Genomic DNA, 13868 nt, shown 5'->3' on the forward strand with positions numbered 1-13868 from the left:
GCCAGACTCCTGGCCATGGCGGAGGTGACCGGGGCGGGCGGGCGGGTGCTCGTGGGCGTGCTCGGTCCGGTGACGCTGGACACCGCCGCCGGTCCGGCGGGGGTCGGGGGCGTACGGCTGCGGGTGTTGCTGGCCCGGCTGGCGCTGGACGCCGGGCGGGCCGTACGGCCCGAGACCCTGGCCGAGGCGTTGTGGGGCGAGGAGCCGCCGGAGGCGCCTCTGCACGCGCTGCAGTCGCTGGTGTCGCGGTTGCGGCGGGTCCTCGGGGATCCCGGGCTGCTCGTCTCGGGGCCGGCCGGGTATCGGCTGGCGGTCGAGCCGGACGCGGTCGACGCCGTCCGGTTCGAGCGGCTGGCCCGGGAGGGGCGGCGTTCGTCCGCGCGGTCCCGGCCCGCCGAGGCGGCCGCGGTCCTGCGCGCGGCGCTGGGGCTGTGGCGCGGGCCGGCGCTGTCCGACGTACGCGCCGCGCCGTTCGCCGCCGCCGAGGCCGAACGGCTCGAACGGGCCCGCCTGTCCGCCCTGGAGGACCGCATCGAGGCCGACCTCGCTGTGGCGGCTCTCGGATCGGAGGCGGACCCCGCGCCGGGCACGGACCTGGCGGTGGGGGCGGGCCTGGCGGTGGGTACCGACCTGGCGGTAGGAACGGACCTGGCGGTGGAGCTGGGCCTCGACCTGGTCGGCGAGTTGGAGGCGCTGGCCGCCGCGCACCCGCTGCGTGAGCGCCTGCACGCCCAGCTCATCCGGGCCCTGGCCATGAGCGGCCGCGGCGCCGAGGCACTGGCCGCCTACGAGCGCGTCCGCGCCCTGCTGGCCGACGACTTCGGCAGCGACCCCGGCCCCCACCTCCAGGAGGCCCACCTGGCGGTCCTGCGCGGCGCCCCACCCCGCCCCCGGACGGCGGACGCGGGCGCGGCTCCGCCAGGGCCCCGGCGGGCGCACGGGAACCTGGACGTTCCGCTCACCAGCTTCGTGGGCCGGGACGGCGACGTGCGGCGCGTGGCCGGCCTGCTCGAACGGGTCCGGCTGGTCACGCTGGTCGGCCCCGGAGGGTCGGGCAAGACCAGGCTGGCCAACACGGTCGGCCGCCGGCTCACACCGTCCGGCGGCGTGTGGTTCGTCCCGCTGGCCGCGGCCGGTGCGGACGACGTGCCCCGCGTGCTGCTCGACCTGCTGCGCTCCCGCGAGGAAGGCACGCCGGCACGCCCGGTCACCCCGGAGGCGGTGCTGGACCACTTGGCCGAGACGATCGCGGACGACGACCTGCTCCTCGTGCTGGACAACTGCGAGCACGTGATCGACGCCGCCGCGAGCCTGTCCGGAACCCTGCTGGGCCGCTGCCCGAAGTTGCGGGTGCTGGCCACCAGCCGCGAACCCCTGCGGATCGACGGCGAGACCCTGCACCCGGTGCTCCCGCTGGACCGGCCCGAACCGGGTTCGACGCCGGAACGGGCCCGGGTCAGCGCGGCGGTCCGGCTGTTCCACGACCGCGCCGCCGCCGTACGGCCCGGCTTCGCCCTGGAAGGCGGCGCGCTGACCGCGGTCGCCGAGATCTGCCGCCGCCTGGACGGCCTGCCGCTGGCGATCGAGCTGGCCGCCGCCCGGCTGCGCACCCTGCCGGTCGAGGCGGTCGCGGCCCGGCTGGACGACCGGTTCCGGCTGCTGACCGGCGGCAGCCGTACGGCGCTGCCGCGCCACCGCACCCTGGCCGCCGCCGTCGCCTGGAGCTGGGACCTGCTCGACCCCGGCGAACGCGCCCTGCTGGAACGGCTGTCGGTCGTCCGCGGCAGCTTCACCGAGGACGCCGCGGCGGCGATCGGCGGGACCGGCGACGCGCCGGAGCTGCTGGCGGCGCTGGTGGACAAGTCCCTGCTGCACCCGGCCGAGTCCGCCGACCCGGCCGAACCGCGCTACCGCCTGCTGGAGACCATCCGCGTGTACGGCCTTGAGCGGCTGGCCGGGCGCGACGAGGTCGCCGGTACGCGGGACCGGCACGCCCGGTTCTTCCTGCGGCTGGCCGAGGACGCCGATCCGGGGCTGCGCACGTCCGGTCAGCTCCGCCCGCTGGCCCGCCTGTCCGCCGAGCGGGACAACCTGTCGGCCGCGATCCGCTGGGCGGCCGAGTCCGGGGACGCCGCTCTGGCGGTCCGGTTCGGGGTCGCGCTGTGCTGGTTCTGGTTCCTGAAGGACTTCCCGCCGGACTCGCTCGACCTGCTCGGCCGGATGCTCCAGGTACGCGGACCGGCCGAGCCGCAGGCCCGCGCGCTGGTCGCCGCCGCCCACGCGCTGGCCACCACCGAGGCCGCCGGGCCGCAGGAGGCGGAGGCGGCCTTCGACCGGATCAGGACGGCGCTGGCCGGCCTCGCCCCCGGCACGCATCCCATCGCCACGATGGCCCGGCTGGCGCTCGGCATCGTGTCCGAGGGTGATCGGGCCGTACCAGAGGAGGGGCACGATCCCTGGAGCCGGTCGCTGTCCCTGCTGGTCACGGGCGTACTGGCGATGAACACCGGCCACGCGGCCGAGGCGAGGGACGTGTTGTCCCGCGCGCTGACCGGCTTCGAGGAACTCGGCGAGCGGTGGGGCGTGGCGATCACGCTGAGCGCGCTCGGCTCGGCGCTGATCCGCTCCGGCGAGCCGGCCGGCGCGCCCGCCCTGTCCGAACGCGCCACCGGCTACTTCCGCGAGCTCGGCATGCCCGAGCACACCATGGAGAACGAGGTGGCCGCCGCGCTGCACCGGGCCGAGTCCGGCGACGTGGACGGCGGGCGGCGGCACCTGTCCGGCCTGCTCGACCAGGCCGAGCGGACCGGGTCGGCGGAATCGCGCACGCAGGTGCGCCTGGGCCTCGCCCGCCTGGAATGGACGGCCGGGCGAACGGAAGCGGCCCGCGCGCACGCCCTGGCCGGCCTCGCCGGGGCGCCGCCCGGCCGGTCCACCACGCCGCCCCTGACGGCGTTGCTGCTGGGCGTGCTCGCGCAGGCGGACCTGGCGGAGGGTCTCCCCGACCGGGCGGCCCGCCGGCTCGACCACCCGGCGGTGCGCCTGACGCTGACCTGGCACACGCCGGTAGCCGCCGCGACCGCGGTCGTGGCCGCCGCGATCGAGCTGGGCCGCGACCGGCCCGAGCGGGCGGGGCGGCTGCTCGGGGCCGGCACCGTGCTGGGCGGCTGGGCCGGGCCCGGCGAGGCCGACGCGCGGCGGCTCACCCGGCGGGCCGAGGCCGTCCTGGGCGCCGCCGGGTTCGCGGCCGAGCACGCGGCGGGCGCGGCGATGTCGCGGGCAGGGGCCGAGGGACTGGTCTCCGCGGTCATCACCGCGCCGGTCAGCTAGCGCCCGGTACGGGTTTGCCGAACATCGCGCAGGTCACGGCCGTCTGGAGAGCCTGGGCGGCCTTGGCGAGCTTGGGGTCGGCCTCGAACTCGGCCCAGAACTCCGCCGAGACGAGGACGGCCGCCGTACGGCCGCCGGTGCGGTCGGTGAGGCCGGTGGTCAGGTAGCCGGGCATGCCGCCGTCGTGTCCCCAGAACGTGCCGCACGGATGGGCGGCGGTCTGGATGCCCAGGCCGTAGCCGGGGCCGTCCGGGTGTCGCGCGTCCATGGGGACGGTGGTGCGCAACTGGGCGAGCTGGTCGGCGGGCAGCAGCTTGCCGGACATCAGCGCGGACTGGAAGCGGGCCCAGTCCCGCGTGGTGGACACCACCGCCCCGGCCGGGCCGCCCCACCCCGGGTCGTGGCCGGAGACGTCCACATGACCGTCGTGGCGTGGCCCGGCGAAGCGCCGGAACGCGGCGGGCACCGCGGGCGGCATGTGGGCGGCGTCCGGCTCGTAGCCGCGGGCGTACGGGCCGCGCCAGGAGCGATCGGTGGCGTAGTAGGTGTGGTCGAGGCCGAGCGGCCGGGTGATCCGGTCCCTGACCAGGTCGGCCAGGCTCGTGCCGGTGACCCGTTCCAGGACGGCGCCGATGGCGGCGTAGCCGGTGTTGCTGTAGGACCATCGTGTGCCAGGCGCGAACAGCGGCTTGTGCTTCACCCCCACGGCGAGCAGCTTCTCCGGGGTCCACCGCCGCCGGTCCGTGCCCAGCATCGAGGGGCGGATCGCGGGGTCGCCGGTGTAGTCGTACAGGCCGCTGGTGTGGTTCAGCAGCATGCGCAGGGTGATCGAGGCGCCGCCCGGCACCTTGCCCGGCAGCCACTTGTCCACCGGGTCGGTCAGGGCGAGCCTGCCCTCGGCGGCCAGGCCCAGCACGAGCACGGCCATCATGGTCTTGGTGCTGGACCCCATCCGGAACTCGTCCCCGGCCTTGAGCACGTGGTCCCGCCTGGTCCAGGCGGCCTGCTCGGCGATCTCGACGGGCCGGCCGCGGCCGTCGTCGACCCGTACGAGCACGCCGGGCGCCCCGGCCGCCACCACCTCCCGGGCCAGTTGCCGCAGCCGGGCCTGCGTCTCGTTCCCGGCGGGCGCGGCCACGGCGCCCGCCGGGAACGCGGCGGCCAGGGCCAGGCCCACGGCCGGCACCGCGGCCACGAGCACGCGCGGCCACCGGGGCCGCACCGCACGGCGGGACGAGACATCACAACGGGACATGAACCGGTTCCTCCGGAAGTCGGGTGACGCGAACGCCCCCACCCTCCGGCCTCCCGCTCACAAACCGCACACAGCCCGCTGTCAGCCCTCCGCCGGGGTCCGGCGCGGCAGCAGGACCGTCAGCACCACCAGGACGGCGGCCGCCGGAACGCCCCAGAACAGGACGTCCGGGATGGCGGCCGCGGTCGCCGCCGGACCCGGGCCGCGGTCGTGGAGTTCGCGGGTGAGCAGGACACCGAAGACCGCCACGCCGAGCGACAGCCCGAGCCCCCGGACGGACACCGTGGCCGACGTGGTGGCGGCCAGGTCCGCGGGCGGCGCGGCGTTCTGGGCGACGACCACCAGGTTCTGCATCAGCAGCCCGAACCCGGCCCCCAGCACCGCGAGCTCCAGGGCCAGCACGGCGTACGGCGTGCCGGGCGTGAGCCGGCTCAGCAGCGCGAACCCCAGCACCACGACCGCCGCCCCGGCGATCAGGTACGGCCTGAACCGCCCGCTCGCGCCGATGCGGGCACCGGCCAGCGAGGAGACCGCCATGAACGTCAGCACGTACGGGTTGAGCGCCAGCCCCGCCTGGGTGGCCCCCATGCCGTACGCGGCCTGGAAATAGGTGGGCAGGTAGACGATCGAGCCGCCGAGCAGCGCGCCGAGCAGCGCCGTGGCGGGCAGCGCGACCCGCAGGGCACGGCCGGCGAACAGCCGCGGCGGCAGCAGCGGGTTGGCCGCCCGGCGTTCCCACCACACGAACAGGGCCGCCAGCAGCACCGTCGCGCCGATCAGCGCCAGGATCACCCCGGACGTCCAGGCGTACGTGCGGCCGCCCCATTCGGCCACCAGCAGCAGGCTGACCATCGTGCCCGCGAGCAGTGCGGCGCCGGCCAGGTCGACCCCGCCGCCCCCGCCCTGCCTGGGCAGCCGCAGCGCGTACGCGGTGAGCGCCATGGCGAGCAGGCCGAGCGGCAGGTTGACGTAGAAGATCCAGCGCCAGCCCCAAGCGTCGGTGACGGCGCCGCCGGCCAGCGGGCCGCCCACGCTGGCCAGGGCGAAGACGCCGCCGGTGAAACCCTGGACCCGGCTGCGCAGGCGCTGCGGGTACAGCTCCGACAACGTGATCGTGGGCAACACGAACAGCGCTCCGGCGCCGACGCCCTGGAGGGTCCGGGCGGCGATGAGCTGCGGGACCGTCTGGGCCAGGCCGCACAGCGCCGATCCGGCGACGAACACCGCGACCGCCGTGACGAACACGGGACGCCGGCCGAACCGGTCGCTGACGCGGCCGTACAGCGCGCCGGTGGCGGTCGAGGCCAGCACGTAGGAGGTGACGATCCACCCGATCGCGTCCATGCCGCCCAGGTCGGCGGCGATGTCGGGCAGCGCGATGGCCACCACCGTCTGGTCCAGGACCGAGAGCAACATGCCGATGAGCAGGCCGGCCGTGGCGAGCGCCACCTTGCCACCGCCCTCGGCCGGGTCGGCGGGCGCGGCCTGGGTGAGGGATACGGACATCGCCGTCAGCCCTTCGCCCGCGCGAGCGGGTCGGGCAGGCCGAAGTCGGCGGACAGCAGTTCCTGGTCGATGACCGCGGCGGCGACGGCGCCACTGGCCGCCGCGGCGACGACGGCCGCCAACGGCATGGGCACACTGGCCCGGTGGGCCATGTCGCCGGCCGCGTACACGCCGGGCACGCTGGTCCTGCCGAACTCGTCCACCTCCACGCAGCCGTCGGCGAACGTGTCACAGCCGAGGCGTCCGGCCAGGTCGGAGCGCTGGCGTGGCACGTTGACGACGAACACCGCGTCCCGCGCGAGGGGCGGGCCGGCCTCGAACACGATCTGCTCCAGCCGCCCGTCCGCGCCCTCCAGACGGGCGACGGCCTCGCAGCGTACGGCGACGCCGTTGGCCTCCAGCAGGTCCCGTGTCCCCTGGTCGAGCGGCCGGCCGTCGGCGCAGAGGACGACGTGGGCGGCGAACCGGCTGAGCTGGAGCGCCAGCCGTACGCGGGCCGGTTCCGTGCCGAGTACTGCGACCTGCCTGCCGGTGCACTCGTAACCGTGGCAGTAGGGGCAGTGGAAGGCGGAACGGCCCCACAGCGCCTCCACCCCGCGCGGGCCGGGCAGCTCGTCGGCCAGACCGGTGGCCAGCAGGAGCCGCCGCGCGTCCGCCGTGCCGCCGCCGGACAGGGCGAGGCGGAAGACGCCGTCGTCCAGGGTGCGGACGCCGGTGACGGCGCCCGTCGTGATCCGCACCGACGGATACGCGGCCAGCTCCCGGCGGCCGAGCTCGCGCAGCTCGGCAGGGGGCGTTCCGTCCCTGGTGAGGAAGTTGTGCACGTTGTCGGCGGGGGCGTTGCGCCCCTCCCCCGCGTCGATCAGCGACACCTGCCGGTGGACCCGGCCGAGTGCCAGCGCGGCGGCCATGCCGGCCGGTCCCCCGCCGACGATGACGACGTCGAACATTGTCCTTGCCTCCGAATCAGCTTGACGTGGTGGCAAGTCTGCAAGTTAATGTCAACATGAAGTCAAGTGCCGACATGCGCATCGGGGAGCTCGCCGACCGGTTCGGCCTCGCTCCGCACGTCCTGCGCCACTGGGAGGCCATGGGCCTGCTGGCCCCCGCCGCCAGGGTCAACGGCCGCCGCCGCTACACCCGTGACCACGTCGTCCGCGTCCTGACGATCATCCGTGCCAAGGCCGGGGGCATGAGCCTGGAGCAGATCCGCGAGATCCTCACCGTCTCCGGCCAGGCCGAGCGCCGGGCGCTGCTGCGGCGGCACCACGCCGAGCTGGAACGCCGGTTGCAGGAGATCGCCGCCTCCAAGACGCTCATCGAGCACGTGATGCAGTGCGCGGCCGACGACTTCACCCAGTGCCCCGACTACCGGCGGATCGCCGAGACGGCCGCCGGGCCCCTCCACGACGACGAGTGCGTGATCTGAACCGGGTCCGGCCCGCGCCCCGATGAGTTCCGGCCACGGGTGAGGTCTTCCTCCAGAACCGATGGCGAAGGAGTGATTCCGGTGGATCTGTACAGCGTGGTGTGCGTGCGCGACCGGGCGGCGTCGCAGAAGTGGTACGAGGTGTTCTTCGGCCGCCCGGCGGACGAGATCATCGGCGAGGAGTACCTGTGGCAGGTCGGCGAGAACGCGTGGGTCGTCATCGACGACCGGCACATGCGGGCCGCGCGGGTGGGCGGGACCATGATCACATTCGGGGTGTCCGGTCTCGACGAGATCCTGGCCCGGCTGGCCGCGTACGGCGTCGAGCACGAGCCGGTGGAGACGTACGGCAACGGGGTGCGCCACGTGGAGGTCCTCGACCCCGACGGCAACAGCCTGTCGCTCGCCGAGCCGCCCGCGCAGTGAGCCGGTCCCGCGACGCCGCCGCCCGCTAGGGTCGGAACGTGTTCGACTCCGCCGACTTCGACCTGGCGCCCTACGCCGGCCTCGACACCTCGGCCTACGTGCGGCACACGTACAACAGCTGGGACGACGCCGGTTGGCGGTCACTGCTGGTCCAGGGCTTCCGGCACGCGCCCGAGGCCGAGCACTTCCCGCTGCCCGCCGTGGCCGACCTGCATCTCGTCCTCTGCGTGGCGGGCAACGCCGACCTGCGGATACGTACCGACGGCCGGCCCGTACGGCGGCGCTGGGTCCCGGGGCACCTGGAGCTCATGGTCCCCGGCCGCGCCGGGTCGATCGGCTACCGGGCGGCGGCGGGGCTGAGCACCGTCCAGGTGCACGTCCCGGCGCGGGCCGTCCGCGAGGCCGCCGCGGCGCTGGGCGGTCGCGAGCCCGACCTGGAGGCGCGGGCCGCCGCCCTGAGGGCCGGGGACCCGGTCGTCGAACAGCTCGTACGCGCCCTGCCAGGCCGCGGCGCCGCCGGCGACCTGTACGCGGAGTCCGCCGCGGCCTTCCTGGTGACCCACCTGCTGACCCAGGGCGGGGACGACCGCCTGCCCGGCCCCGAGCACGCCGCCGTCCGCGCGGGCGTGGCCATCATGACCGAGCGCCTGGCCGAGCCGCTGACGCTGGCCGCCGTCGCCGCCGAGGTGCACCTGAGCGTTTACCACTTCGTCCGGGTCTTCCGGGAGGGCACCGGCCAGACGCCTCACCGCTACCTCACCCGGTTGCGGATCGAGCGGGCGCGGCGGCTGCTGTCCGCGACGTCGCTCAGCATCGAGCAGATCGCCCGGCGGTGCGGATTCGCCGGTCCGGGCGCGTTGTCGTCGGCCTTCCTGCGCGAGACCGGCGTGCGGCCGTCGGCGTACCGCAAGAACTGACCGATCCCCGGCAATCGCGCGCATGGCCGCCGCACGACGCCGGTGCCTACGTTGGGGCCCATGCCGAACTCCTTCGCCGTGACCGCGCGCTCGCAGGCCGACCCCGACGCCGTGTTCGCGGCCCTCACGCACGCCGCCACCTGGCCGTCCTGGTCGCCGATCGACTCCGCCGACGTCGAGGAGGACGGCGACCCCGGGCGGCAGCAGCGGGTCGGCGACACCAGGATCTTCCGCACCGGCCGCAACGTCTCCAGGGAGCGCATCGTCGAGCTCGTCCCCGGCCGCAGGTTCGTCTACGACAACCTGGGCGGCCCGTTCCGCTCCTACCGGGGGACGGTCGAGCTCGCCCCGGCCGCCGGGGGCGGCACCGACATCACCTGGTCGGCCACCTTCGAGCCGAAGCTGCCGCTGTCGGGCGGTTTCTGGCGGTGGTACCTGACCCGTTTCATGCGCGGCATGGCCGACGGCCTCGCCGCGTACGCCGGATGACCCTCGTTCCTTCCGCGTCCGGTTAGTGGGCGAGGCTGATGGACGTGGGGATGCTCCAGGGGCCGCAGTCCGAGCCGAAGGCCGCCCGGTCGCAGCCCTGGACGATGAAGGCGAACTTGTTGACCTCATGACCGTTGGTCGTGCTGCCGACGCCGCCCTGTACGTAGGGGGCCATCACGTACTGGCCGCTCCATGGGGTCAGCCTGGCCTTCCGGACCTGGGTGGCCTTGCCGGCGTCCTTGCTCCAGCGCACGTTGAACCAGTCCCAGTCGCGGCCGAGGCCGCTCCACTTGAAGACGATGTTCTGGCCCTGCTGGTAGACGCGGACGAGGGTGCCGTCGCCGATCAGGCTGCCGGACGGCGCCACCAGCGAGGGGTCGCACGCGCCCCGGGCCGCCGTGGCCCGCGCGGCGGTTCCCGGTACGACGGTGAGACAGAGGGCGGCTGCGGCCACGGCCGTACCGGTGAGGGATCGCGAGGCTGCGCGGCGCATCGGGGGTCCTTTCGTCGAAGGCGGGGGTGGGCCGGCTCAGCAGTGCTTGCTCAGCGACATGCGCTTGACCAGGTCGAACAGGTCGGGGTCGAACTGCCCCTTGGCGATCCAGCGGTACGTCCGCCGATCGTGCAGGTTCTTGACGAACTTGGTGCTGGTGCTGCCGTACACGCGGATGTCGCCGAGCAGGGCGCCGCCGGCGTCCTTCAGGTGCGCCCACATCAGCCAGGCGTCCTCGTCGCCGAGGCTGGAGACCCTGGCGTCCAGGCGCGCGGTCCCGTCGGAGTACAGCGTCCAGGTCGTGCCGGGCGCCATCGTGCATTCGCCCGCCGACAGGTAGCCGCGCCAGACGTACGTCTTCTGCTCCAGGGTGGACGCGCCGGCCGTCGCGGTGGTGGGGAGCGCCAGGGCGAGGGCGGCCGCCAGCGCGCCCGCGGTCCTGCGGATGGCTTTCATGGGGTGTCTCCTCGGTCAGGGGGTGGCGGTGGGCCGATGATCAGGTAGCCGTGCCGGGCGGCGACCTCGGCCAGCACGGCGGGGTCGGCGTCGCGGGCGGCGACGTCGGCGGCGAAGCGTTCGAACCCGGCGGGCCAGGTCAGCTGAAGCAGGCGCAGCGGAGTGTCCTCGCGGTTGGCGAAGGCGTGCGGCAGCCCGCGCGGCAGCAGGACGAACGCGCCCGCGCCGGCCTGCCACGCCCGGTCGCCGCAGTACAGGTGCGCCGTTCCGGACAACACGTAGAACGCCTCGTCGTCGTGCTGGTGCGTGTGCCAGGGCGTGGCGAAGCCCGGCGGGCATTCCTGTTCGATGACGGACAACGACCGGCCGGTCTCGTCCTGGCCCGCCTTCACGGTCATGGTGGTGCCGAGGAACAGGTGGGTGTCGCCGGCGCCGGCGGGCAGGTGGAGGGCGTTCACGGTCGCAGCTGCTGGGTGTAGAGCCGGATCTCGATGCCGTCGGGGTCCACGATGCCGCCGATCAGCCAGCCCACGCTGCCCTCGGCGATGCCGGAGTGATCCACGTTCAGCGCGTCGAGGTGCTCGGACCAGGACCGGAGCGCCTGAAGAGTCGGCACGGCCAGCGCGATCGGATCGAACCCGGTCCATCCGCCGGCCCGTTCGGGGGCCTCACGCAGCGCGATCATCAGCGTGTGGCCGGCGTCGCTGAGTGCCACGCCCCGCAGTACGCCGTCCTCGACGAACTCGATCGCCACGTCGAGGCCGAGCACCCGCCGGTACCACTCCAGGCTCTTGTGCACGTCGGAGACGGGCAGCTTGACGTGGTGCAAACCGTTCAGGAGGGTCATGCGTCACCACCTTGTAGTCTCACTTTAAGGTACTACTCTAAAGTGGTACTTTAAATCGATGGACGACGTCAAGAGCCCGAAGCGCCGCTCGGCAAGGACCAGGAGCCGGATCGTGAAGGCCGCGCAAGGGCTGTTCGTCGTGCGCGGTTACGCCGGGACGACCTTCCAGCTGGTCGCCGACGCCGCCGAGGTGTCGGTGCAGACGGTGTACTTCCACTACGGCACCAAGAGCCAGCTGCTCAAGCACGTGGTCGACGTCGCCTCCGCCGGTGACGACGAGCCCGTCCCGCTGCTGCGCCGGCCCTGGTTCGCCGCCCTGCAGTCGGCCGAGGACCCGATGGAGGTCGTACGAGGGTGGGTGCACCAGAGCGGTGTCATCCTCGACCGCGTCGCCCCCATCCTGGCCGTGGTCCGCGACGCGGCGGCCGGCGACGCCGACATGGCCACCCAGTGGGCCGTCAACAGCGAGCAGCGGCACACCGCCCACGGCCAGGTCGTCGCCATCCTCGACCGTCTCCATGCCCTGCGCCCCGGCCTGACCGGTGAACGGGCCACCGACATCACCGTCGGGCTGCTGTCACCCGACCTGTTCCTGGTGATGACCCGCGAATGCGGCTGGCCCCCCGCGCAGTGGGAGGACTGGAGCGCCGACCAGCTCTCCCACGCCCTGCTGCCGTCCTGACCGGGGCGGACGGCGCCGCTACGGCCGGGCCGCTCCGGCGGCGTGCCGGTCGAGGGCGGCGGTGAGCAGGGCCGTCGCCGACCCGCGCATGGTGCCGGCCGCCTCCTCACGGGTGAGCCCGGCGACATCCACCAGCCAGACCAGCGACTCGATGCCGGTCGCCGACCGGATGGCCACGGCCAGCCGGTGGACGTCGAGGCCGGGGTGGGTGTCGCGGAGCGGGGTCAGCGCGTCCTCGATCCAGCCGATCGCGCGCCCGCCGCGCAGCGGTTGCCGGCCGGCTCCGGGCTGGAGGGACAGGCGCAGCGAGGCCCGCAGTTGCGGTTCCCAGTCGAGGGTGAGCCGGGTGAAGGCGGTCATGACCAGGTCGAGCCGGGCGACGGGATCGGCGGGCGGCGCCGGGGGCAGCAGCGAGCTCTGCTCGATCTCGGGGTGGGCGGCGGCCAGCAGGGCGTGCTGGTTGGGGAAGTAGCGGTAGGCGGTGGTGCGGGAGATGCCCGCCGCGGCGGCGGCGTCCTCGACGGCGGGGTCGGCGCCGTCGGCCAGCAGGCGGCGGGCGGCCTCCACCAGGGCCTGGCGGGTGCGGGCCTTCTGCTGACGGCGGCCGGTCAGCTCATATGGTACTGACATGCCCATCATGGTACCGTCGTCCCATGTAGGCCGAGTCGCCTTTGCGAGGTGGTCCATGAGCGCCGATCCCGTGGTGACCAACCCGGAGCTGTACACCGTGGTCTTCGAGAACGATCGGGTCCGGGTGCTGCGCTACCAGGACCGGCCGGGCGACGCGACCAGCCCGCACGGCCACCCCGACAGCGTGATGGTGACGCTGTCGTCCTTCAGCCGCCGCCTCACCGCCGGCGGGCGGCAGGTCGAGCTCGCCCTGGAGGCGGGGCAGGCACGCTGGGTCGGCGCGCAGGAGCATGCCGGTCAGAACGTCGGCGACACCGAGAGCCACGCGATCTTCGTCGAGCTCAAGGAGGCGCCGAGCGGCGTCCGGGACGGGACGCCGCTCGGCCCTGACCGGTGAACCGGTCGTGCCGCCGGGGCCCTCGGGCTAGTCGGTGAGCGGCTGGGGGCGGCTCTCGGAGGGGGCGTAGGAGACGGCGCCGAGGTAGTGGGCCTCGACGGTGTCCGCGTCCCGGCCCAGCGGGTTGCGGAGGTCGCCGCCGAAGGTGCCGTCCGGGCGCACCTCCATGGTGGTGGTGCAGAACTGGCCGGGGTCGCGCCCGCGTACCACGACGAGGACGATTCCCTCCGGGACGGGGTCGCCGTGCGGGATCAGACGGACGTCGCCCGCCACGGCGGTCCTGCCGGCGTGCTCGACGACGACCGCGGTGGCGCGCCCGGCGTCCACGCGTAAGGTGACGCCGCCCGTGAGCGTACGCGCGCCGCAGTCGGCCGGGAACGGACGGGCCGCCCAGCCCGCCACGCTGACCAGGTTCGGCACCCGCCACAACTCCTCCAGGGCCTCCTGGCCGCCGACCACCGCCAGCTCGGGGAACCCGGCCAGCGCCTCGTCGTGCACCTCCACCGCACGGCTGGACCCGGCCTCCACCCGCAGCCACTGGTGCTCCAGGAAGACCCGATGGTACGGATGCCGCTGCCGCACCACGGCGTGCACCAGCGTGGCGGCGTCGAACGGGTTGGCCAGCCGCACCCGCGTCCCGACCCGTGAGGACGGTGAGGAGGTGGCCGAGACGAACCTGGTGTAGTTCGAGCGGGCCTCGTTGTTGAAGATGTCGGTCTCCACGATCGAGGGCAGGACCGGGTCCTGGTAGAGCCTGAGCCGCACCACGACGCAGTAGTGCCGGTCCTCGCCGGGCGGCGGCACCCACATGGTGCTGAACTCCACCACGCCGCCGCCCGGAGGACGTCGTGCCGGTCGTTGCCCAGCCACGTCATCGGCCCCTCGATCGCTGATGTGAATATGGGTCAGTGGTCGTAGGCAGCCAGGGACCGTTTCACGGGTGCGCCGGTGTTCCAGTTGTGCCAGATCGCGGCGTTGAGCGCGAGGATGCGTTGGCTGATGCGTGCCCAG

General features: G+C 74.3%; 16 protein-coding genes. 7 read left to right on the plus strand and 9 right to left on the minus strand.

Annotation, left to right across the window (positions count from 1 at the left end; translation table 11 throughout):
• Positions 1 to 15: 15 nt before the first annotated feature.
• Entirely contained in the window at positions 16 to 3330 is a 3315-nt protein-coding gene (locus tag DMB42_RS47130; protein ID WP_125646872.1) for a BTAD domain-containing putative transcriptional regulator, read from the plus strand.
• On the opposite strand, the gene DMB42_RS47135 is transcribed toward DMB42_RS47130, so the two are convergent.
• The 3 genes from DMB42_RS47135 to DMB42_RS47145 all read right to left on the minus strand — a co-directional run bounded on the left by DMB42_RS47135 (position 3323) and on the right by DMB42_RS47145 (position 7041).
• Positions 3323 to 4585 carry a serine hydrolase gene (locus tag DMB42_RS47135; protein ID WP_125646875.1) on the minus strand — a complete coding sequence of 421 codons (1263 nt, stop codon included), beginning with the start codon at positions 4583 to 4585 and terminating at the stop codon, positions 3323 to 3325. The genes DMB42_RS47130 and DMB42_RS47135 overlap by 8 nt on opposite strands.
• Before the next feature lie 81 nt (positions 4586 to 4666).
• Positions 4667 to 6091, minus strand: coding sequence for an MDR family MFS transporter (locus DMB42_RS47140; RefSeq protein WP_125646878.1), 1425 nt, complete (start codon positions 6089 to 6091; stop codon positions 4667 to 4669).
• 5 nt (positions 6092 to 6096) lie between these two features.
• On the minus strand, positions 6097 to 7041 hold the full coding sequence (locus DMB42_RS47145; RefSeq protein WP_125646881.1) for an NAD(P)/FAD-dependent oxidoreductase: 945 nt from the start codon (positions 7039 to 7041) through the stop codon (positions 6097 to 6099).
• 56 nt (positions 7042 to 7097) lie between these two features.
• Here DMB42_RS47145 and DMB42_RS47150 point away from each other — a divergent pair, with 56 nt between their 5' ends.
• The 4 genes from DMB42_RS47150 to DMB42_RS47165 all read left to right on the plus strand — a co-directional run bounded on the left by DMB42_RS47150 (position 7098) and on the right by DMB42_RS47165 (position 9352).
• Positions 7098 to 7520, plus strand: coding sequence for a MerR family transcriptional regulator (locus DMB42_RS47150; RefSeq protein WP_260478352.1), 423 nt, complete (start codon positions 7098 to 7100; stop codon positions 7518 to 7520).
• An 81-nt stretch (positions 7521 to 7601) separates the two neighbouring features.
• Positions 7602 to 7946, plus strand: coding sequence for a VOC family protein (locus tag DMB42_RS47155; protein ID WP_125646884.1), 345 nt, complete (start codon positions 7602 to 7604; stop codon positions 7944 to 7946).
• Positions 7947 to 7984: 38 nt separating this feature from the next.
• Positions 7985 to 8863, plus strand: coding sequence for a helix-turn-helix domain-containing protein (locus tag DMB42_RS47160; RefSeq protein ID WP_125646887.1), 879 nt, complete (start codon positions 7985 to 7987; stop codon positions 8861 to 8863).
• 60 nt (positions 8864 to 8923) lie between these two features.
• Positions 8924 to 9352 (plus strand): SRPBCC family protein, encoded by a 429-nt coding sequence (locus tag DMB42_RS47165; RefSeq protein ID WP_125646891.1) that lies wholly within the window; start codon positions 8924 to 8926, stop codon positions 9350 to 9352.
• 22 nt (positions 9353 to 9374) lie between these two features.
• Here DMB42_RS47165 and DMB42_RS47170 read toward each other — a convergent pair whose 3' ends face one another.
• The 4 genes from DMB42_RS47170 to DMB42_RS47185 are packed head-to-tail and all read right to left on the minus strand — an operon-like array spanning position 9375 to position 11148.
• Positions 9375 to 9845 (minus strand): hypothetical protein, encoded by a 471-nt coding sequence (locus tag DMB42_RS47170; protein WP_125646893.1) that lies wholly within the window; start codon positions 9843 to 9845, stop codon positions 9375 to 9377.
• 36 nt (positions 9846 to 9881) lie between these two features.
• Entirely contained in the window at positions 9882 to 10301 is a 420-nt protein-coding gene (locus tag DMB42_RS47175) for a DUF6294 family protein (RefSeq protein WP_125646896.1), read from the minus strand.
• Positions 10298 to 10759, minus strand: a complete 462-nt coding sequence (locus DMB42_RS47180; protein ID WP_260478353.1) for a cupin domain-containing protein — start codon at positions 10757 to 10759, stop codon at positions 10298 to 10300. The genes DMB42_RS47175 and DMB42_RS47180 overlap by 4 nt, the downstream gene beginning before the upstream one ends.
• A complete protein-coding gene (locus DMB42_RS47185) occupies positions 10756 to 11148 on the minus strand; it encodes a VOC family protein (protein ID WP_125646899.1) in 393 nt (130 codons plus the stop codon). The genes DMB42_RS47180 and DMB42_RS47185 overlap by 4 nt, the downstream gene beginning before the upstream one ends.
• A gap of 58 nt (positions 11149 to 11206) precedes the next feature.
• On the opposite strand from DMB42_RS47185, the gene DMB42_RS47190 reads away from it, so the two are divergent.
• A complete protein-coding gene (locus tag DMB42_RS47190) occupies positions 11207 to 11830 on the plus strand; it encodes a TetR/AcrR family transcriptional regulator (protein ID WP_260478354.1) in 624 nt (207 codons plus the stop codon).
• An 18-nt stretch (positions 11831 to 11848) separates the two neighbouring features.
• Here DMB42_RS47190 and DMB42_RS47195 read toward each other — a convergent pair whose 3' ends face one another.
• On the minus strand, positions 11849 to 12460 hold the full coding sequence (locus DMB42_RS47195; RefSeq protein WP_125646902.1) for a TetR family transcriptional regulator: 612 nt from the start codon (positions 12458 to 12460) through the stop codon (positions 11849 to 11851).
• A gap of 55 nt (positions 12461 to 12515) precedes the next feature.
• Here DMB42_RS47195 and DMB42_RS47200 point away from each other — a divergent pair, with 55 nt between their 5' ends.
• Positions 12516 to 12857, plus strand: a complete 342-nt coding sequence (locus DMB42_RS47200; RefSeq protein ID WP_125646905.1) for a cupin domain-containing protein — start codon at positions 12516 to 12518, stop codon at positions 12855 to 12857.
• A 27-nt stretch (positions 12858 to 12884) separates the two neighbouring features.
• On the opposite strand, the gene DMB42_RS47205 is transcribed toward DMB42_RS47200, so the two are convergent.
• Positions 12885 to 13727: a hypothetical protein gene (locus DMB42_RS47205; RefSeq protein ID WP_125646907.1), complete on the minus strand. Its 843-nt coding sequence runs from the start codon at positions 13725 to 13727 to the stop codon at positions 12885 to 12887.
• Positions 13728 to 13868 lie beyond the last annotated feature (141 nt).

The sequence above is a fragment of the Nonomuraea sp. WAC 01424 genome (genome assembly GCF_003947315.1).
In the GTDB taxonomy this organism is placed as follows: domain Bacteria; phylum Actinomycetota; class Actinomycetes; order Streptosporangiales; family Streptosporangiaceae; genus Nonomuraea; species Nonomuraea spiralis.

What these genes read in the sequence shown, in the direction of transcription:
- DMB42_RS47130 (WP_125646872.1), top strand. Translation starts at nt 16, where the DNA reads ATGGCGGAGGTGACCGGGGCGGGCGGGCGGGTGCTCGTGGGCGTGCTC.
- DMB42_RS47135 (WP_125646875.1), bottom strand. Translation starts at nt 4,585, where the DNA reads ATGTCCCGTTGTGATGTCTCGTCCCGCCGTGCGGTGCGGCCCCGGTGG.
- DMB42_RS47140 (WP_125646878.1), bottom strand. Translation starts at nt 6,091, where the DNA reads ATGTCCGTATCCCTCACCCAGGCCGCGCCCGCCGACCCGGCCGAGGGC.
- DMB42_RS47145 (WP_125646881.1), bottom strand. Translation starts at nt 7,041, where the DNA reads ATGTTCGACGTCGTCATCGTCGGCGGGGGACCGGCCGGCATGGCCGCC.
- DMB42_RS47150 (WP_260478352.1), top strand. Translation starts at nt 7,098, where the DNA reads ATGAAGTCAAGTGCCGACATGCGCATCGGGGAGCTCGCCGACCGGTTC.
- DMB42_RS47165 (WP_125646891.1), top strand. Translation starts at nt 8,924, where the DNA reads ATGCCGAACTCCTTCGCCGTGACCGCGCGCTCGCAGGCCGACCCCGAC.
- DMB42_RS47170 (WP_125646893.1), bottom strand. Translation starts at nt 9,845, where the DNA reads ATGCGCCGCGCAGCCTCGCGATCCCTCACCGGTACGGCCGTGGCCGCA.
- DMB42_RS47175 (WP_125646896.1), bottom strand. Translation starts at nt 10,301, where the DNA reads ATGAAAGCCATCCGCAGGACCGCGGGCGCGCTGGCGGCCGCCCTCGCC.
- DMB42_RS47185 (WP_125646899.1), bottom strand. Translation starts at nt 11,148, where the DNA reads ATGACCCTCCTGAACGGTTTGCACCACGTCAAGCTGCCCGTCTCCGAC.
- DMB42_RS47190 (WP_260478354.1), top strand. Translation starts at nt 11,207, where the DNA reads ATGGACGACGTCAAGAGCCCGAAGCGCCGCTCGGCAAGGACCAGGAGC.
- DMB42_RS47195 (WP_125646902.1), bottom strand. Translation starts at nt 12,460, where the DNA reads ATGTCAGTACCATATGAGCTGACCGGCCGCCGTCAGCAGAAGGCCCGC.
- DMB42_RS47200 (WP_125646905.1), top strand. Translation starts at nt 12,516, where the DNA reads ATGAGCGCCGATCCCGTGGTGACCAACCCGGAGCTGTACACCGTGGTC.